19 protein-coding genes and 1 other RNA gene are annotated in these 21,745 nt (G+C 61.4%); 11 read left to right on the top strand and 9 right to left on the bottom strand.

What is annotated here, in order from left to right:
- Nucleotides 1-63: 63 nt before the first annotated feature.
- The 8 genes from AWB69_RS07860 to trxA form a co-directional block, all read right to left on the bottom strand.
- Complete coding sequence (locus tag AWB69_RS07860) at nucleotides 64-1,443, bottom strand: MATE family efflux transporter (protein ID WP_062083971.1); 1,380 nt, start codon at nucleotides 1,441-1,443, stop codon at nucleotides 64-66.
- Nucleotides 1,444-1,445: 2 nt separating this feature from the next.
- Nucleotides 1,446-3,206 carry an ArnT family glycosyltransferase gene (locus AWB69_RS07855; RefSeq protein ID WP_062083969.1) on the bottom strand — a complete coding sequence of 587 codons (1,761 nt, stop codon included), beginning with the start codon at nucleotides 3,204-3,206 and terminating at the stop codon, nucleotides 1,446-1,448.
- A gap of 293 nt (nucleotides 3,207-3,499) precedes the next feature.
- A complete protein-coding gene (locus AWB69_RS07850) occupies nucleotides 3,500-3,754 on the bottom strand; it encodes a type B 50S ribosomal protein L31 (protein ID WP_050380378.1) in 255 nt (84 codons plus the stop codon).
- A 184-nt stretch (nucleotides 3,755-3,938) separates the two neighbouring features.
- Entirely contained in the window at nucleotides 3,939-4,787 is an 849-nt protein-coding gene (locus AWB69_RS07845) for a M90 family metallopeptidase (RefSeq protein ID WP_062083967.1), read from the bottom strand.
- Nucleotides 4,788-4,822: 35 nt separating this feature from the next.
- Nucleotides 4,823-6,370 carry an MFS transporter gene (locus tag AWB69_RS07840; protein ID WP_062083964.1) on the bottom strand — a complete coding sequence of 516 codons (1,548 nt, stop codon included), beginning with the start codon at nucleotides 6,368-6,370 and terminating at the stop codon, nucleotides 4,823-4,825.
- The gene (locus AWB69_RS07835; protein WP_197500194.1) at nucleotides 6,370-6,861 is read right to left on the bottom strand and encodes a MerR family transcriptional regulator; all 492 of its coding nucleotides are present in this window, start codon (nucleotides 6,859-6,861) and stop codon (nucleotides 6,370-6,372) included. Before AWB69_RS07835 ends, AWB69_RS07840 begins: the two co-directional genes overlap by 1 nt.
- 164 nt (nucleotides 6,862-7,025) lie before the next feature.
- Complete coding sequence (gene rho, locus AWB69_RS07830) at nucleotides 7,026-8,291, bottom strand: transcription termination factor Rho (RefSeq protein WP_031356444.1); 1,266 nt, start codon at nucleotides 8,289-8,291, stop codon at nucleotides 7,026-7,028.
- A 426-nt stretch (nucleotides 8,292-8,717) separates the two neighbouring features.
- Nucleotides 8,718-9,044 carry a thioredoxin TrxA gene (trxA, locus tag AWB69_RS07825; RefSeq protein WP_031356443.1) on the bottom strand — a complete coding sequence of 109 codons (327 nt, stop codon included), beginning with the start codon at nucleotides 9,042-9,044 and terminating at the stop codon, nucleotides 8,718-8,720.
- Nucleotides 9,045-9,433: 389 nt separating this feature from the next.
- Between trxA and ffs the strand changes: the two genes are divergently transcribed.
- From ffs to AWB69_RS07795, 6 genes are all read left to right on the top strand, one after another.
- An RNA gene (gene ffs, locus AWB69_RS07820) (signal recognition particle sRNA small type) lies at nucleotides 9,434-9,532 on the top strand.
- Between the two features lie 326 nt (nucleotides 9,533-9,858).
- Nucleotides 9,859-12,684, top strand: coding sequence for a DNA polymerase III subunit gamma/tau (locus AWB69_RS07815; RefSeq protein WP_062083960.1), 2,826 nt, complete (start codon nucleotides 9,859-9,861; stop codon nucleotides 12,682-12,684).
- A 202-nt stretch (nucleotides 12,685-12,886) separates the two neighbouring features.
- Complete coding sequence (locus tag AWB69_RS07810) at nucleotides 12,887-13,213, top strand: YbaB/EbfC family nucleoid-associated protein (RefSeq protein WP_031356441.1); 327 nt, start codon at nucleotides 12,887-12,889, stop codon at nucleotides 13,211-13,213.
- Nucleotides 13,214-13,249: 36 nt separating this feature from the next.
- Nucleotides 13,250-13,846 (top strand): recombination mediator RecR, encoded by a 597-nt coding sequence (recR, locus tag AWB69_RS07805; RefSeq protein WP_047897654.1) that lies wholly within the window; start codon nucleotides 13,250-13,252, stop codon nucleotides 13,844-13,846.
- 30 nt (nucleotides 13,847-13,876) lie between these two features.
- Nucleotides 13,877-14,101 (top strand): DUF1653 domain-containing protein, encoded by a 225-nt coding sequence (locus AWB69_RS07800; protein WP_062083957.1) that lies wholly within the window; start codon nucleotides 13,877-13,879, stop codon nucleotides 14,099-14,101.
- A gap of 69 nt (nucleotides 14,102-14,170) precedes the next feature.
- Entirely contained in the window at nucleotides 14,171-15,376 is a 1,206-nt protein-coding gene (locus AWB69_RS07795; RefSeq protein WP_062083955.1) for a CaiB/BaiF CoA transferase family protein, read from the top strand.
- Nucleotides 15,377-15,636: 260 nt separating this feature from the next.
- Here AWB69_RS07795 and AWB69_RS07790 read toward each other — a convergent pair whose 3' ends face one another.
- A complete protein-coding gene (locus AWB69_RS07790) occupies nucleotides 15,637-16,611 on the bottom strand; it encodes an NADPH:quinone oxidoreductase family protein (RefSeq protein WP_062083952.1) in 975 nt (324 codons plus the stop codon).
- A 196-nt stretch (nucleotides 16,612-16,807) separates the two neighbouring features.
- Here AWB69_RS07790 and surE point away from each other — a divergent pair, with 196 nt between their 5' ends.
- From surE to AWB69_RS07765, 5 genes are read left to right on the top strand one after another with little or no spacing between them, the layout of a single operon-like run.
- The gene (gene surE, locus AWB69_RS07785) at nucleotides 16,808-17,566 is read left to right on the top strand and encodes a 5'/3'-nucleotidase SurE (RefSeq protein ID WP_062083949.1); all 759 of its coding nucleotides are present in this window, start codon (nucleotides 16,808-16,810) and stop codon (nucleotides 17,564-17,566) included.
- Nucleotides 17,563-18,789, top strand: coding sequence for a protein-L-isoaspartate(D-aspartate) O-methyltransferase (locus AWB69_RS07780; RefSeq protein ID WP_062083947.1), 1,227 nt, complete (start codon nucleotides 17,563-17,565; stop codon nucleotides 18,787-18,789). Before surE ends, AWB69_RS07780 begins: the two co-directional genes overlap by 4 nt.
- A gap of 5 nt (nucleotides 18,790-18,794) precedes the next feature.
- The gene (locus tag AWB69_RS07775; protein WP_062083945.1) at nucleotides 18,795-19,772 is read left to right on the top strand and encodes a peptidoglycan DD-metalloendopeptidase family protein; all 978 of its coding nucleotides are present in this window, start codon (nucleotides 18,795-18,797) and stop codon (nucleotides 19,770-19,772) included.
- A gap of 11 nt (nucleotides 19,773-19,783) precedes the next feature.
- Entirely contained in the window at nucleotides 19,784-20,878 is a 1,095-nt protein-coding gene (gene rpoS, locus AWB69_RS07770; protein ID WP_062083943.1) for an RNA polymerase sigma factor RpoS, read from the top strand.
- A gap of 39 nt (nucleotides 20,879-20,917) precedes the next feature.
- A complete protein-coding gene (locus tag AWB69_RS07765; RefSeq protein ID WP_062083941.1) occupies nucleotides 20,918-21,694 on the top strand; it encodes a 3'-5' exonuclease in 777 nt (258 codons plus the stop codon).
- The last annotated feature ends 51 nt before the right edge of the window (nucleotides 21,695-21,745 follow it).

Below are 21,745 nucleotides of genomic sequence, written 5' to 3'. Positions count from 1 at the left end.
TTTCATCATTTGACAACGTGTTGCAAACCGATTGCATCGAATGCGCGGTTGTAACGGTCGAATCTAAACCGGCTCCGCCCCGGCGCGGACGCGGTCGTCCGGAATATCCCGCGTGCTGATGCGCCGCCAGTAGAGGAACAGTCCTATCCCGGCCACGCCGAGGCTCACCGAGTTCGCTACCCAGAACCCGCGTGCGCCTTGCAGCCACGCGGGCGCATAACCGCCTACGTCGAACCCGAGCAGATATCCGCCGCCCAGGCCAATGCCCCACAGCGCGACCGCGTAGATCACCGTGGGCACGACCGCCACCTTGTAGGCGCGCAGCACGAACGCGGTAGTGATCTGGAGGGCATCGAAGAAATGATAGAACACGACAATGGCCAGCAACGGCATGGCTGCCGCGATCACCTGGCTGTCGGGCGTGTACGCCTGAAGCAAGTACGGGCGCAGTGCAAACAGCGCGGCGCCGTACACGCACGCAATACCGCACGACAACGCAATGCCGTGGCGGGCGAGCGACCGGGCGGCATCGAAACGTTCTGCGCCGAGTGCTTGCGAGACCAGCGTGGCGGACGCCACGCCAATGGACAGCGGCGTCATGTAGAGCACCGCGCCAATGTTGCCGGTGATCTGGTGCCCGGCGAGCGTCGTCGTGCCGAAATGCGAAATGAACAGCGCCATGAACGTGTATGACGTCACTTCAATCAGGTAGGACAGCCCCATCGGAACGCCGAGTTTGAGCAGTGCTTTCTGACGGCGCCAGACAGGCCAGCAAAATCGCGAGAACACGCCGAACGGCCGGAAGAACTCGACACGCACTAGCACCGTTATTCCGACAATGGCTATCAGCCAGTTGATCATCGTGCTGGCGATGGCGCAGCCCGGACCACCGAGCGCCGGCACGCCAAACCCGCCGAAGATGAACCACAGGTTGAGCGGGATCTTCAGCATCAGCGCGCCGACTTGCAGGAACATGACGAGGCGCGGTTTGCCGACCGCGTTCGTGAGCGAGCTATAGACACGAAACGCGAGACTCGCGGGCAGTCCAAGCGACAGGATGCGCAAATACGCGAGGGTGCGGTCGTGCAGGGCAGGAGGCGCATCGGCGATGCTCAGGAGAGGCTGCGGGAAGTACAGGCAGACAAAGCCAATCACCGACAACACCGCCGCCAGCCATAGCGCCTGCCGGACTTCCTCGCCAATCTCGGCTTCGCGCCGCGCCCCGAACAACTGTCCGGCGATAGGCTGCAATGCCGTCAGGATGCCCGTCAAGCCGATATAGACGGAGATGTAGATCGACGAACCGAGGCCGAGCGCCGCGAGATCCGTGGCGGAAAAACGGCCGACCATGGCCGTATCGATCACGCCGAACGCGATGATCGCCAACTGGCCGATCAGTACCGGCCACGCCAGGGCCACGATCTTGCGGACATCAGGCCACATGGTCAGTCGCCGCGATGCAGTGACTTGGGCCGCAGCCGCTTGACCGGCGCCACCGGCCGTTCGATGCGTACATACAGCCGGAACCGCTCGTCCCGGTCGGCCACGCGCCGGCCTTCCCACACCAGCTTCCACTCGAACGGCGAGATTGACGACGGCTCGCCGTAGTCCTGCGTGTCCTGGCGCAGGATCACGTCGCAGTCTTCATCGAAGGCGAAATGCATGCCGCCGAAATACGCGAAGGTCGCAATCTGGGCATCGCCCAGACGCACCGGGGAAATACAGGTGTAGTCAGGCGGCAGGTGATCGGCGATCTGCTCCGCCACATCGCGATACGTCCGGCTGTAGTTCACCACCGGCAGCCACAGCGTCATCAGCAGCACCCACATCAGCGTGGTGCCGGCACTCGACAACACCACGCTGCGCCACAACACCTTCGGATGACGCGCAAGACGCCAGCGCGCGAGCGAGAACCAGCACAGCGTCACGGCGACTGCGCAGACGAACGACATGACCTTGAATTCGGGCTGGAAACCGGGCGCCAGACGCGCGAGATTACGGGCGAGCGGCGCGGGGAACCCAAACAGGCCCGCGCTCCACACCAGCCAGACGAACGTGGCGAGCAGCGTGAAACTCAACATCGCGAACCAGTCGATGGCGTTGATCGCCCCGCGCTTGAGCGTGGGCAGCGCGAACGTGGCGAGTATGGACAGCGGCGGCAGCAACAGCATGAAAAGGCGGTTCGACTGATGACTTTGCAGGATCACCAGCACGAGCAGTGGCCCGATCACCGATATCGGCACCGCCACATGCGGCGAGCGCCGCAGGCCGCTCCAGCTCACATAGGTCCAGATGGCGAGCGGCCACGCCGGCCAGGTGAAGAGCGGCAGATTCCTGAAGGCGTAAGAGAGGGCCTGGATAGGCGAGCCGGAGAAAGCGTCGAAACTGTTACTCCACCATTGACGCAGCCACCATTCGCCGTCGTCAGGGTAGACGTGCAATACTGGCCATACCCACGCGCCGATCATGACCGCCGCAACGGGCACGCCGAGCACGAGCAGATGATACGACCGTACTTCCCGCACGATCACGGTCATTGCCAGCGTGCAGATCAGTAGCGCGAGCACCAGCACCGGCGTGCTCGACAAACCCACGAAACCGATTGCCGCACCCCAGATGAGCGCACCCTGGATCGGTTTGTCGCAGCTCCGCACCAGGCCGTAGAGCAACATGGCGGTACCGGCGAACTGGGCAAGCTGGGGTGTGGTTTCATGGCCGCGTATGGCCAGGCCAAAACAGGCGAGCAGGATCAGCAGCGCGCCGTCGGCGAGGGTGCGGCCGTAGTCGCGCGGTTCGGGCTCGCCGCCAAATGCGTATTTGAACGGTTGCGCTTCGTCGCGCCGGCCGAGCAGATAGGCCGTATACCAGACAAACGCGCAGGCGATACAAAACAACAATCCGGTTACCACACGCGACGCATTGCTTGCATCGACCCACGGGCTCAGCAAGCGGATGAAACCCGCGCCGAACCAGTACACGAATGGGCCGTCCGAGGTGAGCGCCTTGCCCACCAGATTGGGCAGCAGCCAGTCCTTCACGCCGCCGTTGGCCATCGTCCACATCACGCCGAAGCCCGTTGCGTCCTCGTTTTTCCACGGGTCGCGGCCGAACAGTCCAAACGAAGCGTAGATGATACAAATGGCGAGCAGCAGCCAGCGCGGCAGGGCGCTGGTGGCGGAGGCGGTCAGACGGACGACATTTCGCATGCGTTTGGGCGAGGGAACAAAACTGATGGAGCAATGCGGCGGCGCGTGGGTCTTGCAAGGCACGCGAATCTCGTGCCTTGACAGATCGTGCGATTTTTACCGAATCCGGCATTGTAGACGGGCGGCGTCGCGCGCGTCATTGCGGTGCTTCTCGGCGTGGCTGTTTGACCGGAAGAGTTCGCCCGGTGTACGCCTGATTGGCTTCGCGACGCCTCGAAACATGGGACACAGACGAAAAAAAGGCAGCTTTCGCTGCCTTTTTCGATTCCAGCCTTGGCGGCCTTCCCGGTTAATTACTTCTTTGCCGAAAATGCTGCGAACTTCTTGTTGAACTTCTCGACGCGGCCGGCCGTGTCCATGATCTTTTGCTGACCGGTGTAGAACGGATGCGATTCCGACGACACTTCGATCTTTGCCAGCGGGTACGTCTTGCCTTCGAACTCGCCGGTTTCGCGCGTGTTGATGGTCGAGCGTGTGATGAACTTGAAGTCATTCGACATGTCGACGAACAGCACTTCGCGGTAATTCGGGTGAATGCCTTCTTTCATGGTCTTTCCTTGGTATCTGTTGGTAGCCAGCCCACCCGGGTTGCGGGTTTTGCGCGTGCTTGAATTGATCTGTAAGCCGATCCTGCGAGCGCGAGCCACTTGCCCGAGGTCGAAAAACGGCGATTATGCCAGAAAATCAGCCGTTTGGCATGTTTTCAGGGTGCCTGGACGCGACTTGCGGAGTTCATTCCTGCCCGGGTGAGTTCGGTACCCCCGGCGCTCCCACGCCCGCGGGGTCCTGTCGGTAATACCGCGCGAGCAAGCGATACAACTCCGGATATTCCCGCTCGAACGCCACCGGTTGCACGAACAGCGCCTCGCTGCAGACCGCGAAAAACTCCGACGGATGGTCGGCGGCGTAGGGGTCGATCAGCGATTCGCGCTCAAACCGGCCCCAGCGGCGCGGCGGAACGGCATCGACCTGAGCGCAGAAATGGTCGTAGGCGTGATCGAAAACGTCGTTCCACGCGTTGGAATCGAGCGGCGCGTGCCAGCGGCGAAAGAGCGGCGGATGGCCGTCCGCCTCGCCGTTCAGCATGTCGATCTTGTGCGCAAATTCGTGGATGACGACGTTGTAGGCGTCCTCGCCGTCGGTCATCTGCGCGTCTTCCCACGACAACACAACCGGCCCGCCTTCCCACGCTTCGCCGCTCGCATCGTGCTCGATCTCGTGCACCACGCCGGCTTCGTCCTCCACGGTCTTGCGGATCACGAATTCGCCCGGATACACGATCACGCCGACCCAGCCGCGGTACAAGTCCAGGCTCAGATTCAGCACGGGCAGGCAGGCCTGCGCCGCGATGGCGACGATCATCGCGTCCGTGAGCGTCAGGTCGTGAGCGGTAGAAAACTCCTTTTCCGCGATAAAAAGCGTAGTGCATTCGCGCAGGCGGGCGCGTCCGTCGTCGTTCAGGTAGCCGAAAAACGGCAGGCGATCGAGTGTGTTTTGCCAGAGCGTGTCGTCGATGGCGTGCTTGCGCAGCGCGCGTTCACGACGATTTCCGCTGATCAGCCGGGTCAGGAAATTGGCCATGAGGTCTGCCTCGTTCTCTCGACGTTCTCTCGAACTCAATCGATCTGTTTTTGCCAGAGGGCGAACGCACCGCCGCAAATCGCCACGCCCATCAGGAAATAAAAGCCGTCGAGCGAAGCCAGGAAACTTGCTTGTTGCGCGACCGTGCGAGCGATGGTTGCTATAGCGAGCGCATGCGCATCGACGGCTGAATGGCCCGCTGCCGCGAAGCCATTCGTCAGCGCATTCGCGGCGTTCTGAAACTCCGGATTGTACGGATTCACGGCTTCGGCGAGGCGCGACTGATGCAGCGCTTCCCGATGCTGCTCGACAATGATCACGGCCGCCGTGGCAAACGAGAGCGTCAACTGCCGCACGATATTCTTCAGCCGGTAGCCGTGCGTAAACTCCTCTATCTCGAAAATCTTGAACGTCAGGTTTGCCACTGGCAGCACGATGAACAGCAGCAACAGGCCCCGCAGCAGCATTGGCAGGATCAGGTCGCTTTGGGCCACGCCCGGCGACATGCGTGTCATCAGCCACCCGACCAGCGCCGCAATCGCGAAACCCGGCACGATGATCCATTTCTTGCGCTTCACGTACTTCGTATATCTGAAGTACAGGAACAGCGCGGAACCCGATATCAGCGACGTAATGCCAACCAGCCGGCCCGTGTTTTCGACCGGATAGCCGAGACCCTGTTCAAGGAATCGTGAGATCAGGTAACTGAATCCTGTCGACTCGAAGTAATAGAACATATAGAGCAGGAGACCGACCTGGAACGAGCGCTCGCGCAGCGCGTGAAGGCGCACGAGCGGTGCGGGGTGATGCCATTGATGCCATGCGAACCAGGAGAGGGCGCTCATACCCGCGACGGTCAGCAGCACGAGCGCGGGCGACGTGCTGAAGTGCACGAAGCGCACTTGCTGCATCACGATCTGCAGTGCTCCCTGGGCAAACGCGAACAACAGATAGGGCCAGAAACTCGTCGCACTGCTTTCTTCCCGCACCACATTGCCAGAATCAGGCAGCGCGAGCATTGCCAGCACGGCAAATGCGAGTCCTGCGGGCGCGGTGCAGGCAAACAATGCTCGCCAGTCGAAATGCGATACCAGCCAGCCGCCAAGCAAGGGCGCAACCGCGCTGCTGCCCACAATCAGGATCAGGAACGCTCGCGTCGCGCCGGCGCGTTTTTGCGGCGTAAAGCTGACCTGGATCAGGATCCGGCATGCGCCCATCATCGGACCGATGAAGTAGCCTTGCAGACCGCGCGTGAACATCAGTTGCAGCGAGGTTTCGGTGAGCGCCGACATCGTCGCGCCGCATGCGTAAAGCAGCATGCAGCCGGCGACATAACGCCGGTGCCCGAGACGGTCCACCCACCATTGCTGCTGCAAAATGCCGAGCACGGCGGCGACCGCGTACGCACTCGACGACCACACGAGTTCATCCGGCGATGCATTGATGCCGCCGGCAATGTAGCTGGCGAAAAACGAAAAGATGGCGTTGTCGAAGTAATCCAGCCCGGTCACGAGCGCGAGCACCCACGGGAAAAAATCGCCGCGCAATCGCTCGACGGTGAACACCGGCGCCCGCGCACTCATTACTTCTTGCTCCCGGCCTTGGCGCTTGCTTTGGATCTTTGTTCGAGCAGCGCGTCGGCAGGCTGACCGGCGAGCCGCGCTTCCACGTAGTCCAGGTCGAGACGCAGTTCGGCGCGCACGGCTTGCGCTTCTTTCAGCTCGCGGCGCACGGACTCAATGCGAGTATCAATGGCGTCAAGCTGCTGCTGCAGGCCTTGGCGGATGTCCGCCAGCGATTCCGGCGAGTAGCGGTTCTGGCCCGCGGCGGTTTTCTCGAGCGGCCGCTTGAGCATTTCGATAACGCCGTGCAGCGAAAATCCCAGTGATCGCAGCCGCAAGATCCGCCCGAAGCGCTCCAGATCGTTTTCGTCATAGAGCCGATACCGCCCCTCGCTCCGGCTTGGCATAACAAGACCGCGTTCTTCGTAGTATTTCAGCGTGCGGGGGGTGACGCCGAGTCGTTCTGCGGCGTCGCGTACGGTGAGCAGTTCGCTGGACATGGCGCTGGCCAATGGTTTTATCGGCGGATGATGATGTCCCGAAATTATAAATCAACATGAACGTGAACGTACACGTTACCAATCACGCTGGTCGTTTCGGCAGACGAAAAAAAGCCGCCCGCAAAGGCGGGCGGCTTTCATGTTTCGAACCAGCGCGTTGGATTAACTATGTTGGATCAGCTACCGCCGCGGCGCATCAGGTCGAAGAATTCAGCGTTGTTCTTGGTCTGGCGAATCTTGTCGAGCAGGAATTCCATGGACTCGACTTCGTCCATGTCGTGAATGAACTTGCGCAGTACCCAGACTTTTTGCAGCAGGTCAGGCTTGATGAGCAATTCTTCGCGACGCGTGCCGGACTTGTTCAGGTTGATCGACGGATACACGCGCTTTTCTGCAAGGCGGCGTTCCAGGTGCACTTCCATGTTGCCGGTGCCCTTGAACTCTTCGTAGATCACGTCGTCCATCCGGCTGCCGGTTTCGATCAGCGCGGTGCCAATGATGGTCAGCGATCCGCCTTCCTCAATGTTACGAGCCGCGCCGAAGAAGCGCTTCGGTCGTTGCAGCGCGTTTGCATCCACACCGCCGGTGAGCACCTTGCCCGAGGCCGGCACAACCGTGTTGTAGGCGCGTGCCAGACGCGTGATGGAGTCCAGCAGAATCACGACGTCGTGCTTCATTTCGACCAGACGCTTGGCCTTTTCGATCACCATTTCGGCGACTTGCACGTGGCGCGCGGCGGGTTCGTCGAAGGTGGAGGCGATCACTTCGCCGACCACCGAGCGCTGCATTTCCGTCACTTCTTCCGGCCGTTCGTCGATCAGCAGCACGAACAGCACGATGTCGGGGTGGTTCGATTTGATGGCATGCGCGATGTGCTGCAGCATCACGGTCTTGCCTGATTTCGGCGATGCCACCAGCAACCCGCGCTGACCCTTGCCGATAGGCGAGATCATGTCGATGATCCGGCCCGTCACGTTCTCTTCTCCGCGCATTTCGCGCTCGAGCGGCATCGGCTTGTTCGGATGCAGAGGCGTCAGGTTCTCGAACATGATCTTGTGCTTCGAGGCTTCCGGCGCCTGGCCGTTGACCTTGTCCACCTTGACGAGAGCAAAGTAACGCTCGCCGTCTTTTGGCGTACGCACTTCGCCTTCAATGGTGTCGCCGGTATGCAGATTGAAGCGGCGAATCTGCGACGGACTGATGTAGATGTCGTCTGTGCTGGCGAGATACGAGGTCTCGGGAGACCGGAGGAAGCCGAAGCCGTCCGGTAATACTTCGAGCGTGCCGTCGCCGAAAATCGTGTCGCCGGTCTTGGCGCGTTTTTTAAGAATCGCGAACATCAATTCCTGCTTGCGCAGTCGATTGGCGTTTTCGATCTCCAGGCCATTGGCCATTTCGATCAATGCGGAGACGTGCTGAGACTTGAGCTCGGATAAATGCATACGGATTTCCCGCCAGGGAGAAGAGGTACAACAGAGAATTTGGGAGGAGAAGTGAGCTGAACGCTCAAGGACCTAAACGTCTTGCCGTCTTACGAAACGTCTTGAACTCTTAGGATTCTAGCATAGCACATGCCGACAGGGCCTCGGGTGGCCGTGGCGGCAGTGTCGTTCGTTCATGTTGTGGTCTCACAACATTTTACCGGAATCTCACGTGCTGCTTCACATGCTGCTAATTGCTTTTGCCAACTTTACTTGTATTGCCTGGTGCGATTCCATGCGGCGCTTCCGTGCGATCCGATGACGCCTGTATACGACCGGGTCAAACTCGGACACCGGTCGTGCCGCTGAAAGGCAACTGTTCCATGAGCCGGAAATACCGTTGCGGGTTTTCCGGCTTCAGCAACAGCCTCACGCTACAACTTCAAATCACAGGTTGCTGTCCAGGAACGCGGTCAGTTGCGACTTGGACAATGCGCCGACCTTCTGCGCGGCGACTGCACCATTCTTGAACAGGATCAGTGTGGGGATACCGCGCACGCCGAACTTGACCGGTGTCGATTGATGCTCGTCCACATTGATCTTCGCGATCTGCAGGCGGTCGCCGTAGTCCTTGGCCACTTCGTCGAGGATCGGAGCAATCATCTTGCAGGGACCGCACCATTCCGCCCAGAAATCGAGCAGGACGGGTTTATCCGATTTCGTGACGTCCTGGTCAAAGGATGCGTCGCTGATATGTTTGATCGATTCGCTCATTATGTGAATACCTCTATGAATTCGAGGCCCGCGTTTGAATGCTCGCCACGATACACCAAAACAGGAAATAGTTCGCCGCGCTGCGGGGTGTAGAGCCGCTCGCTTGGATGGGCGCGTACCGTTGCCGGAAAAGCCGCGTTCTGCCCTTCACACGGTATTTAACCGGTGCTTCAAATTGTCATCTTAGCTTACTTTGCTATCTGTTGCCGGGTACCGATAGGCCCCGTCTGGACGAACCTCCAGCGTGCGACATTGCGGCGTATTCATATAGCGGGCATGCGCAAACGCTGCCGGTCCACGCCATGAATATTGCGATTGCGTGCCTGAATTGCAATAGCGCTCAGCTTGGGTAGTGGGCGTGGCGATCCTTCTCTGATATGATTGTCTGTGACGGGCCTCCTCGCATGGTGGCGCGGTCAACCTGGTCAGGTCGGGAACGAAGCAGCCACAGCCGTTTTCTACCAGTGCCGAGGGTCGGGCTCGTCACCTTCGCTTTTTCTTTCTAGTATTTTCTTCTTTGTGTTTGTCCGGTTGTTTCCAGCCTTTCGTCATACCCCCGTAGTTTCCCCAGGCCGCATTGCAAGCGCGCCATCGTTTTGTCCCTCGTTTCCAACCTCTTGTGTTTTCCGGGTTCATGGCGTTCTCATGGAGTCCTGTTAACGTTCGCGTGTTTCATGCGCGCACCTCCCGCGTTTTTCGCTCCTGGAGAACCCATCTTGCCTGTGCGCGGGGCAGGTTCCGGCGCGCCGCTTCCATCGGCGTGCGCGGCGGGGGAAACGCTTTTGCCTCTTGACGTTGCTGATACAATTTCGGCATGACCTATCAAGTTCTCGCACGCAAGTGGCGGCCCAAATCTTTCGCTTCGCTCGTTGGCCAGGAGCACGTGGTACGCGCGCTCACGCACGCGCTCGACGGCGGCCGTCTGCACCATGCGTATTTGTTCACCGGCACGCGCGGTGTCGGCAAGACAACGCTGTCGCGGATCTTCGCCAAGGCGCTCAACTGCGAGACAGGCGTGACATCCACGCCTTGCGGCGTATGCCGGGCGTGCAAGGAGATCGACGAGGGACGGTTTGTCGATTATGTGGAGATGGACGCGGCCAGTAACCGTGGCGTGGACGAAATGGCCGCGCTGCTGGAACGCGCGGTGTATGCCCCGGTCGACGCGCGTTTCAAGGTCTACATGATCGACGAAGTGCACATGCTCACGAACCACGCGTTCAACGCCATGTTGAAGACGCTGGAAGAGCCGCCTGCACACGTCAAGTTCATACTGGCTACCACCGATCCCCAGAAGATTCCGGTCACCGTGCTGTCGCGCTGCCTGCAGTTCAATTTGAAGCAGATGCCGGCAGGGCAGATCGTCGGGCATCTGGAACATGTGCTTGGTGAAGAGCAGATTCCTTTCGAGCAGCAGGCGTTGCGGCTGTTGTCGCGTGCCGCTGACGGCAGCATGCGCGACGCGCTCTCGCTCACCGACCAGGCCATCGCGTATTCGGCGAACCAGGTGACTGAGGAAGCCGTGCGCGGCATGCTCGGCGCGCTCGACCAAAGTTATCTGATCCGTTTGCTGGATACCCTCGCGGCCGGCGACGGGCAGGGTGTGCTTGGTATCGCGGACGAGATGGCGTTGCGCAGTTTGTCGTTTTCCACGGCGCTGCAGGATTTGGCCGGCTTGTTGCACCGGATCGCGTGGGCGCAATTTGCACCGGCTTCGGTGCTGGACGAATGGCCGGAGGCAACCGATATCCGCCGTTTCGCCGACTTGCTCAGCGCCGAGCACGTGCAACTGTTCTATCAGATCGCGACGATCGGGCGCGGCGAGATGGGCCTTGCGCCCGATGAATACGCCGGTTTCACCATGACCTTGTTGCGCATGCTTGCGTTCGAACCCGCCGGTGGACCGGGCGGAGGAGGCGGGGGCAGCGCTCGGGTAAGAGCGGCGGTGATGGGCGCGTCGAGTACCGGCACGCGCGAATCGGCGCCGAGCGGTGTCGCGGCCGGCGGGTCGGGCGGGTCGGATATCGCGGCCGCGGGAACCGCGAAGCCAGTGGCGAATCGCGCAGCCGATGCCGCTTCGACGCAAGTCACCGCACCGGGTTCGGATCGCGCAAAAGCGCCACAGTCGCAAGGTGCCGTGTCCGAGCGCAGCGCGGCTGCGAATGGTAGCGATTCTGCGTCGGCGGCGGTATCGGCCGTGGCCTCGCATGAGGGTCACGCCGCGAGCGGTGCTGACAGCGCGGTGCAAAGCGTTGCTGTTGAGCCGAAGCCGGCTGCGAAGACTCGCGTGATGGCGGAGCCCGATCAAACGGCTGCGGTTATCGATACCCCTGCCGTCTCCCTGGCCGGTGACAACGCCCCAAAAGATACAGCCGAAGGGAAGGTTGAAACGCCGAGCGGCAAGCCGGAGGGTGCGGAAGCTGGCGCGGCGGATGCACAAAGCGCTTCGACGGCCATTTCTGCTGGGCCAGGCGCGCCCGAAGTCATCGCGCCACCTGTCGATCCTTCAGATCCGCTGCTCTCCCCCGCCACGCCTTCGTCAGGGGACCGCACCGGTGCATCTCCGGATGAGGTATCGGCTGCGCCTGAGTTCGAAGCCGATTCCAACCCGGCATCGCTTGCTGCTGCAGCCCAAGAACTTGTCGATCGCGCGGCTGCCGGTAGGGCGGAAAACCGGGCAGAAAACCAGACCACGCAGTCAGCTGAAAAAATGACCTCGCCTCGTGGAGCGGGCGGTGCTAGCGCTGCGCTCGATGTGTTGCGCAGTGCAGGCATGCGGGTATCGTCGGATCGCGTGGCACGTGCCCCAGAACCCGTGCGCAAACCCGTCGCCCCGAAGGCGGCACCCACCGTACAGGTTCCGGTGCCACGCAGACCCGCTGCTTCGCCCGATAGAAGCGTCGCGCCCGCAGCAGGCGACTCGCGGCTCAGCGGAGCGCGGCAGGATGCGAACGGCACTAACGCAAATGCGGGATCCCAGAGCGGCGCCGGCCCGGGCAAGAGCATCAGCGGCGCAACCCCTCCGTGGGAAGAAATGCCGCTGGACGACTATCAACCGGTGTCGTCGGACGATGGTTATTTCATGCCGCCTGACGACGGTTTTATGCCCGCGTTCGACAGCGGTCCCGACGACCTGCGTTTTAACGATGCATCTGCTGCCAAGCCAGCGCCCAAAGTCGATGCACGCCCGCTGCCGCCCGCCGTTCCGCTCGACGCCATTGGCGTGAGCGGTGACTGGCCAACGCTGGCCGTGGATTTACCGCTGAAGGGGATCGCTTACCAACTGGCGTTCAACAGCGAACTGACCGCGTGCGACGACACATCCATCACCCTTGCGGTGCCGGTCCCGCAATACGCCGAAAGCGCACAGGTCGCGAAGCTGAAGGCCGCGTTAACCGATAAGCTCGGCCGGCCGATCGACGTGAACGTGAGTGTTGGCCCGGCGCGCCGCACGGCCGCTGCAGTCGATACCGCCGCTCGCGCGCAGCGCCAGCAGGAGGCGGAGCAGGAGATTACGCAGAACCCGTTCGTGCAGTCGCTGATCCGCGATTTTGGCGCGAGTATCGTGCAGGGTTCGATCAAGCCGATCGCATCGGGTAACGCGCAGGGCGGCGGCCAGAACGCGGCATCGACGAACTGAGATTTGCACGAAGGCGAGGAAGAAGGCGAGGAACCCTCCTCAATCCGACGGCTCGAACGAACACCGAAACACCGCTGTAAAGTACCTAAAGCACGCAAGGCACAACCATCACCCCTTCACAGCCAGCGCGGCCCCGAGCTGATTCCGAACCGCGCGGCACGCATTCATTCTCTTTACCCCGTTTCCAGCAAGGAGCCCGACCATGATGAAGAACCAACTAGCCGGCTTGATGAAGCAAGCTCAGCAGATGCAGGACAACATGAAGAAGATGCAGGACGAACTCGCCCTGGTCGAAGTGGAAGGACAATCCGGCGCCGGTCTCGTGAAGGTGACCATGACGTGCAAGAACGATGTCCGCCGCGTGTCGATCGACCCGAGCCTGCTTGCCGACGACAAGGACATGCTGGAAGACCTCGTCGCCGCTGCGTTCAACGACGCCGTGCGCAAAGCCGAAGCCACCACGCAAGAAAAGATGAGCGGCATGACGGCCGGCATGCCTATGCCGCCGGGTTTCAAGCTGCCGTTCTAAACACCTCAACCCTCAGAGCATAGGGTCCCCAAGCGCATGAAACAACCTTCCGCCTTGTCGGCGCTCGTCGAAGCGCTGCGCGCGCTGCCGGGCGTGGGTCCCAAGTCGGCGCAGCGCATGGCCTATCACCTGATGCAGCATGACCGGCCTGGCGCCGAAAAGCTCGGCCGCTCCCTGATGTTTGCGACCGAGCATCTGCAACACTGCGAGAAGTGCAACACGTTCACCGAGGCGGCGATCTGTGAAGTCTGCAGCGACTCTGAACGCGATCCTGAACTGCTCTGCGTGGTCGAAACGCCTGCCGACCAGATCATGCTCGAACAGACCTTGACGTATCGCGGACTGTATTTCGTGCTGATGGGACGGTTGAGTCCGCTAGACGGTATCGGACCGAAAGAGATCCATTTCGATCGCCTGATCCAGCGCGCCACCGACGGGCTCGTAAAGGAAATCGTGCTCGCCACGAACTTCACAAACGAGGGCGAGGCGACCGCGCACTACCTCGCGCAGACGCTCAAGTCGAAGGGCCTGAAGGTCACCCGCCTCGCGCGCGGCGTGCCGGTAGGCGGCGAACTCGAATACGTCGATGCCGGCACGATCGCGCGCGCAATGCTCGACCGGCGCTCAGTGTAGTCATCAGTTACACCGCAACAAGGCAATGACATGACCGAAGCAGAAGCATTGGCGCTCGCCACGCACCGGCATTACAAGGGCGGTTTATATCGCGTGATCGGTGTGGCGCGGCATTCAGAGACCGAAGAGTCGATGATCGTCTATGAACATCTCTGGCCGCACGATCATGGCCTGTGGGTGCGTCCGGCGGAATTGTTCAACGGCACGCTCGCAGACGGTTCGCCGCGCTTCAAGGCGCTCGATATTCCGCTGTAAAGGCTGTCCGGCGTTTCAGCCCATCAAGCTAATTCAGGCCGCTGTGAAAACCCTAACGAAGGAGACAGCATGAGCGTTTCTACGGGACCGCTCGCCGGCGTCAAGGTGCTCGAACTCGGTACGCTGATCGCCGGGCCGTTCGCCGCGCGCTTCATGGGCGAGTTCGGCGCCGACGTGATCAAGATCGAAGATCCGAACGGCGGCGATCCGCTGCGCAAATGGCGCAAGCTCTATCCGGAAGTGGGCGGAACATCGCTATGGTGGGCCGTCCAGGCACGCAATAAAAAGTCGGTAACGGTTAATCTCAAGTCTCCCGAAGGCAAGGAAATCGTACGGCGGCTGGCGAAGCAGGCTGATATTGTCGTCGAGAATTTCCGGCCGGGCTTGCTCGAGAAACTCGGGCTTGGCTATGAAGTGCTATCCGCCGAGAACCCCGGCCTTGTGATGGTGCGTCTGTCGGGCTACGGGCAGACCGGGCCGTATCGTGACCGGCCGGGATTCGGCGCTATCGCCGAATCGATGGGCGGATTGCGTCACATAACCGGTTATCCGGACTTGCCGCCGCCGCGCATCGGCATTTCCATCGGCGACTCCATTGCCGCACTGCATGGTGTGATCGGCGCGTTGATGGCGCTGCACCATCGGCAAGCGAATGGCGGCAAGGGACAAATAGTCGATGTCGCACTGTACGAAGCCGTTTTCAACATGATGGAAAGCGTCGTTCCCGAATATGGCGTGTACGGAATGGTGCGAGAGCGCACGGGGGCGTCGCTGCCGGGCATTGTGCCGTCGAATACGTATCCGTGCCGCGACGGCAGCATCGTGATTGGCGGCAACAGCGATCCGATCTTCAAACGGCTGATGCTCGCTATCGACCGTGAAGACCTGGCTAACGATCCCACGCTGGCATCGAATGACGGACGCGTGCCGCGCACCCGGGAAATCGACGACGCAATCCGCGTGTGGCTTTGCACCCGCTCTATAGACGAAGCGCTCGCCGTCCTGAACGTCGCGGATGTGCCTGCAGGCCGCATTTACAGCGTCGCCGATATGTTCACCGATCCGCAATACATCGCGCGGCAGATGATCCAGCATTTTCCCTGGCAGGACGGCCGGGAGATCGCGCTGCCGAACGTTACGCCAAAGTTGTCGGAGACGCCCGGCGAGACACGCTGGCTTGGCCCGCAACTTGGTGAACACACCGATGAAGTCCTGCAATCGCTCGGCTATGACGTTGATGAGATTGCGCGGCTGCACGCAAACAACGCGATTTAATCCTGTGCGCCTTGGCAATCCGCCAAATATGGAACTCGGCGCGCGGGGGCAGCCACCTGATCCTGCAAGCTGAATCTACCTTCGATATCGACACCGTGCTCGCCGGCACTCTGGCGCCTGGCGGGATTGCGTGATGTTCGTTGGGCGCCGCCAGATGAAATGGCAGCCGGGCACCGGCGATATCGAAAAGATGCGAAGGGCGGCTGGAAGCTTGAGAAGCATTGTTCGTCCGCAGCCGTCCTTTACCGCCTTACAGCCTATCAAGGTTCGATTACGATTTTCCCGGACACGCGCCGGCTCGCCATGTCGTTCAATGCCGCGGCGGTCTCTTCAAGAGCGTAGCGCTTCGTGACGTGTGGCCGTACCCGGCCGTCCTTGATCCAGCCGAAAATCTGCTGCAACGCGGCGCTCGCCAGATCGGGTTCGCGCTGGATATGCTGCCCCCAGAACACGCCGACCATACTCGCGCCTTTCAGCAGCGCGAGGTTGAGCGGCAGCTTTGGAATTTCGCCATTCGCAAACCCGACCACAAGATACCGGCCGCGCCACCCGATGCTACGAAAAGCCGGTTCCGCGTATTCGCCGCCGACCGGGTCGTAGATGACGTCGGGCCCGTTCCCGTCGGTCAGCGCCTTGATCCGTTCGCGCAGGTTTTCACTCGTGTAGTCAATGATGGCGTCCGCGCCATGTTCCAGGCATAACGCGAGCTTTTCCGGACTCGATGCCGCGGCAATCACACGGGCCCCGAGCGCCTTGCCAATTTCCACGGCTGCCAACCCTACGCCGCCCGCCGCGCCCAGCACGAGCATGGTTTCTCCGGCCTTCAGCGCACCCCGGTCGACCACGGCGTGGTGCGACGTGCCGTACGCAAGCGTAATGGCGGCGGCGCTGGCGAAGTCGATGTCCTCGGGCAATGGCATACATGCTGCCTCGCTTGCCAGCGCCTGCTCGGCGAACGCGCCTTGCGCCGTGTACGCGGCAACCCGCATGCCGATCTTCAACCGCTTGACGTCCGGACCCACGGTCCGCACCACGCCGGCGAATTCGGAGCCAGGCGTGAACGGCAATTCGGGTTTCATCTGGTACTTGTTCTGGATCACGAGCACATCAGGGAAATTCACGCTGGCGGCTCGGACGTCGATCACCACCTGGCCGGCGCCGGGCTGGAGATCGGGCAGCGTTTCCAGGACAAGGGACTCCGGTGGTCCGTACTGGGTGCATCGAATGGCGCGCATGGTGTCTCCGGGTGAAATTATCGTGATCTGGGAGTGTAGATCAGGGCTGCGCGAGTGTGCGTCTGCCTCTGCCACGTTGGCCGGAAGGTCTATAAAACGCATGCAAATCATCCACTGCCACGCGCCGTAGCAGGCCGTCAGGCCAAGTGCCCCGAGGGCGGTCCGCGGGCCTTCCTTCCTCGGTTACAATCGTCGGATGCGAATCCTACTCAGTAACGACGACGGTTATCTGGCGCGTGGCCTCAACGTGCTGCATGCGGCTATGCAGCCGCTTGGAGAAGTGACGGTGATGGCGCCCGAGCAAAACTGCAGCGGCGCTTCGAACTCGCTGACGCTGTCGCGCCCGCTCATCATCCACACGGCGGCGAATGGTTTCAACTATGTGAACGGCACGCCAACGGACTCGGTGCACATCGCACTGACGGGCATGCTGGCCGAGCAGCCGGACCTGGTGGTATCGGGTATCAACAACGGCCAGAACATGGGCGAGGACACGCTGTATTCCGGCACTGTCGCTGCCGCCTCGGAAGGGTTCATGTTCGGCGTGCCGGCCATCGCGTTTTCGCTGGTCGGGCGTGACTGGCTGCATCTGGAAGACGCAGCGCGGGTGGCCGCGGACATCGTTGCGCATTATCTCGCGCACCCCATGCCCGGCCATCCGCTGCTTAATGTGAACATTCCGAGTCTGCCGTATGACGAGATGGGCGAGTGGCGGATTACACGGCTCGGCAAGCGTCATCCATCGCAGCCGGTCATTCGGCAAATCGATCCGCGCGGCAATCCGATCTGGTGGATCGGGCCGTCCGGTGACGCGCTCGATGCAAGCGAAGGCACGGATTTCCACGCAGTGGCGAACGGGCATATCTCCATCACGCCGCTGCAACTCGATCTGACTCACACCAAGCTGCTGCCCGCCACGCGCGAGTGGGCCGAGGCGCGGAGCCGCAGTTCATGACGGACGACCGCGCGAAACGCTTTCCGCTGGCGCTCGCCGATCTGGTGCGCGAGCCGCGCAAGGCGACTGCGCGTCCCGATGCGGGAGCGAAGCCGGGCTTGAAACCAGCATTGAAGGCCATTTCGGGCGGCGGTGGCTTGAAACCTGCGTCAGCTACGCACAAGGCCGCTGCGGCCGCTCCGAAACCTGCGGGCGGCAAGGCAGTAAAACCGGCTAACGGCACGCATTCCGGCATCAACGCGAGCAAGGCGGCGAAACCTGAGTCAATTGCGCTCGCGGGTAACACGGCGGCGCGCGGCGTGGCGGGAAGTCCGGCTGCAGCAACGGGCGATCGGCATCGCTCGTCTGCAAGATTGCATGCTGCGTCGAAACCTTCCACGGTCGTCGCGCATCATCAGCCCGGCGCGCTGCGTTCGGGCGTGCGTCCGAGCGAAACGCGCGATCTTCAGCCAAAGTTAAAGACACATTTGAAGCCGGATGCGAAGTCACAACCGGCAAAGTCACCGGCGCCGCAGCCCGAGGTCAGGCCGAACGCCCTCCGAAAGACTGCGTCCCGGGCGGGGCAGCCAAGCACGCACGCGCTGACATCGGAACGAGTGCGTGAGCGCATGGTCGAACGGCTGCGGGCGAATGGCATTACGGACGCTCGCGTGCTTGCCGCCATGGCCGCGGTGCCGCGCCACATGTTCGTCGATCCCGGTCTTGCCGCGCAGGCTTATGAGGACGCTGCTCTGCCGATCGGTCATCATCAGACCATCTCGAAGCCATCGGTGGTCGCGCGGATGATCGAGCTGGTCGCGGCCGGACGTACGCTCAAGAATGTGCTGGAAATCGGCACGGGCTGCGGGTATCAGGCGGCCGTGCTGTCGCAGGTGGCAACCGACGTGTATTCCATCGAACGTATCCGGCCGTTATCCGAACGAGCAAAGCTGAACCTGCGGCCGTTACGCGTGCCGAACATCCGCCTGCATTACGGCGATGGCCGTCTCGGACTGCCGGCGGTCGCGCCGTTTGATGCCATTGTGATTGCTTGTGCCGGACTCGACGTTCCGCAGGCGTTGCTCGATCAACTCGCTGTAGGCGGCAGACTTGTTGCGCCCGTCGGGTCCCAGACGGCGCAAGCGCAGATACTGACGCTCGTCGAGCGCGTTTCGCCCACTCAATGGCGCGAGTCGCAGCTCGATCGGGTTTTCTTTGTACCCTTAAAATCCGGAGTGATTTGACACCGATGAGTATGTTGCGTGCTAAACGAGAAGTGAGCGCGAACCCCGGTCTGATGGCGGTTCAGCGCGGTGTATGCGTGGTGGCGCTGTGTGCGCTGGCCGCCTGCGCGACCCGTATGGACCAGGCGCCTGTCGTGGACCGGACCGGATCCGCAATCGGTACGCAAGCCGCTCAGGATGGAGCCGTGTTGCCGCCGGGTCCGCCGCCACCGGGTTACTACCGGGTGAAGCCGGGTGACACCCTATACCGGATCGCACTGGAAAACGGCCAGAATTATCGGGATATTGCGTCGTGGAACAACATGACGAACCCGAACCAGATCGAAGTCGACCAGTTACTGCGCGTGGCACCCCCGGGCGCCAATCTCGCGGCGGCCACACCGGGCGTTTCTACCGCTCCGATTGGCGGCGGCGGGGTGCAAGCCCAGCCGCTGAATAACACGTACGGCGCGAATCCTTCGGCTGCACCGGGCACGAATGGCGGCGTGCCGCCTGCGCCGAATTACGGCACGTCGTCCGGTATGGGGGCAATGCCGGGCACAGCGGCGCCAGGACTGGCCATGACGCAGCCGCCGGGCGCGGGCGTCGACAACGGTGCGGCCGCGGTTCCGGCTGCACCGTTGGCATTCATCTGGCCGGCGCGCGGACCGATTCTCGGCACGTTCGACGACGCGAAAAACAAAGGCTTGAACATTGGCGGCGCAGCCGGAGATCCGGTCAATGCGGCCGCCGATGGACGGGTCGTCTACTCCGGCAACGGTCTACCCGGATACGGCAATCTCATCATCATCAAGCACGACGCAACTTTTCTTACCGCGTACGCACATAACAGTGCTTTGATGGTAAAAGAGGGAGACGCGGTGACAAAAGGGCAGAAGATCGCCGAGATGGGCAACAGCGATTCGGACCGCGTGATGTTGCATTTCGAAGTTCGCCGGCAGGGCAAACCTGTCGACCCTCTGAAGTATTTGCCGCCGCAATAAGCGAAACCATCATGCCTAAATCGAAGCGCCGCCCGCCGCAAGCCGAGACTGAGACAATCAGCCGACCCACGCAGACAACGGTGGAAGACGGCGCTTCGAGCCATGCAGACGAGGCTGAAAGTGAAACGGCCGACGCCGAGCTTGATGTAGACGAAGACAGTGGTGCGAGCGGCAAGGATGCCGCCGAGGGTGCGGCTGATTCCATACCCGACGTCGACGACTTCAAGTCCATTTTGCAGGCCGAACTCACGGCTGACACAATCCAGCATTACCTGAACCGCATCAGCGTGAAGCCGCTGCTGACCGTCGAGGAGGAGCAGCGTTATTCGCGGCTGGCGAAAGCCGGCGAATTCGAGGCACGCCAGGTGATGATCGAGCGCAACTTGCGCCTTGTCGTCAGTATCGCGAAGGGTTATCTGAATCGTGGCGTGCCGCTGCTCGATCTGATCGAGGAGGGCAATCTCGGCTTGATGCACGCTATCGAAAAATTCGATCCAACACGCGGTTTCCGGTTTTCGACGTATGCCACGTGGTGGATCCGGCAGAGCATCGAGCGCGCGATCATGAACCAGGCGCGCACGGTGCGCTTGCCTGTGCACGTAATTCGCGAACTCAATCAGGTGTTGCGCGCGAAACGCCATCTCGAAAAAAGCTCGGCGAATTCGACGGCGGCTATTGCGCCCGACCGGCGCGATGCGAGTATTGACGACATAGCGCATCTCACCGGCAAAACGCCCGAGGAAGTCACGGACATCCTCGCGCTCAACGAACACACGGCGTCACTTGATGCACCGCTGGATCTCGATCCGGCGAGCAGCCTGCTTGATCTGCTCTCCGACGACGCCAGCCAGTCACCTGATTCCGAAGTTCAGCATCGCGAACTGGAAACACTGACGAAGCTGTGGCTTTCCCGCCTGTCCGACAAACACCGGCACGTTATCGAGCGTCGTTTCGGCCTGAACCACATTGAACCGGCCACGCTCGAAGAACTCGCGGACGAAATGGGCCTGACGCGCGAGCGTGTGCGCCAGATCCAGCAGGAAGCGCTGGTCCGGCTCAAGCGGTTCTTCGCATCGAACGGTGTGCGGAAAGACGCCGTGCTCTAGGCGAGGCGCCGCCCTTGCAACGTTGTCCTTAAAAAAACAATGACACCCATTCTCGTATTCGACATCGAGACGATTCCCGATGTCGACGGTATTCGCCGTCTCGACAATCTTCCCGCCACGCTGACCGACATCGAGGTCGCGGAGCATGCATTCGCCGCCCGCCGCGAAAAGGTGGGCAACGATTTCCTGCCGCATCATCTGCAGCGGATTGCCGCCGTTTCGTGCGTGTTCCGCGATAACACCGGTTTTCGCGTGCGCTCGCTCGGCACGACGACGGATTCCGAGGCGGTACTGATCCAGTCGTTTTTTCGCGTGATCGAAAAATATACGCCGCAACTCGTTTCATGGAACGGCGGCGGTTTTGATCTGCCCGTGCTGCACTACCGGGCGCTGGTGCACGGCGTGACGGCGTCCCGCTATTGGGACCTGGGCAACGACGATCGCGAGTTTCGCTACAACAACTACATCAGCCGTTATCACGCGCGCCACACCGACCTGATGGACGTGCTCGCGATGTACCAGGCGCGCGCGAACGCGCCGCTCGATGCGCTCGCCAAGCTCTGCGGTTTTCCAGGCAAGCTCGGCATGGATGGCGGAATGGTCTGGCAGGCCTACTCGGAAGGGCGCATAGAAGAAATCCGCAACTATTGCGAGACGGACGTGGTTAACACGTACCTGATGTACTGCCGTTTTCAATTGATGCGAGGCGGGTTTTCCGCTGAAGAGTATGCCGACGAGATCAGCTTCGTAAAGAATGCACTCGCGCTTGAACCAGCGTCACATTGGGCCGAATATCTGGCCGCGTTCGACAGCTGAGCATTGGGCCGGGCTTCTCCCGGCATCGTCTACAATCTCGCCTTTGCTGCC

It is taken from the genome of Caballeronia udeis, assembly GCF_001544555.2.
GTDB lineage: Bacteria > Pseudomonadota > Gammaproteobacteria > Burkholderiales > Burkholderiaceae > Caballeronia > Caballeronia udeis.
This window is presented reverse-complemented; position numbering and strand designations above follow the sequence as displayed.

Coding starts and splice junctions, on each gene's coding strand:
- AWB69_RS07780 (WP_062083947.1), top strand. CDS start 17,563: ATGACGGACGACCGCGCGAAACGCTTTCCGCTGGCGCTCGCCGATCTG.
- AWB69_RS07810 (WP_031356441.1), top strand. CDS start 12,887: ATGATGAAGAACCAACTAGCCGGCTTGATGAAGCAAGCTCAGCAGATG.
- AWB69_RS07765 (WP_062083941.1), top strand. CDS start 20,918: ATGACACCCATTCTCGTATTCGACATCGAGACGATTCCCGATGTCGAC.
- recR (WP_047897654.1), top strand. CDS start 13,250: ATGAAACAACCTTCCGCCTTGTCGGCGCTCGTCGAAGCGCTGCGCGCG.
- AWB69_RS07855 (WP_062083969.1), bottom strand. CDS start 3,206: ATGCGAAATGTCGTCCGTCTGACCGCCTCCGCCACCAGCGCCCTGCCG.
- AWB69_RS07850 (WP_050380378.1), bottom strand. CDS start 3,754: ATGAAAGAAGGCATTCACCCGAATTACCGCGAAGTGCTGTTCGTCGAC.
- AWB69_RS07800 (WP_062083957.1), top strand. CDS start 13,877: ATGACCGAAGCAGAAGCATTGGCGCTCGCCACGCACCGGCATTACAAG.
- AWB69_RS07815 (WP_062083960.1), top strand. CDS start 9,859: ATGACCTATCAAGTTCTCGCACGCAAGTGGCGGCCCAAATCTTTCGCT.
- AWB69_RS07795 (WP_062083955.1), top strand. CDS start 14,171: ATGAGCGTTTCTACGGGACCGCTCGCCGGCGTCAAGGTGCTCGAACTC.
- trxA (WP_031356443.1), bottom strand. CDS start 9,044: ATGAGCGAATCGATCAAACATATCAGCGACGCATCCTTTGACCAGGAC.
- AWB69_RS07860 (WP_062083971.1), bottom strand. CDS start 1,443: ATGTGGCCTGATGTCCGCAAGATCGTGGCCCTGGCGTGGCCGGTACTG.
- AWB69_RS07840 (WP_062083964.1), bottom strand. CDS start 6,370: ATGAGTGCGCGGGCGCCGGTGTTCACCGTCGAGCGATTGCGCGGCGAT.
- AWB69_RS07775 (WP_062083945.1), top strand. CDS start 18,795: ATGAGTATGTTGCGTGCTAAACGAGAAGTGAGCGCGAACCCCGGTCTG.
- surE (WP_062083949.1), top strand. CDS start 16,808: ATGCGAATCCTACTCAGTAACGACGACGGTTATCTGGCGCGTGGCCTC.
- rho (WP_031356444.1), bottom strand. CDS start 8,291: ATGCATTTATCCGAGCTCAAGTCTCAGCACGTCTCCGCATTGATCGAA.
- AWB69_RS07845 (WP_062083967.1), bottom strand. CDS start 4,787: ATGGCCAATTTCCTGACCCGGCTGATCAGCGGAAATCGTCGTGAACGC.
- rpoS (WP_062083943.1), top strand. CDS start 19,784: ATGCCTAAATCGAAGCGCCGCCCGCCGCAAGCCGAGACTGAGACAATC.
- AWB69_RS07790 (WP_062083952.1), bottom strand. CDS start 16,611: ATGCGCGCCATTCGATGCACCCAGTACGGACCACCGGAGTCCCTTGTC.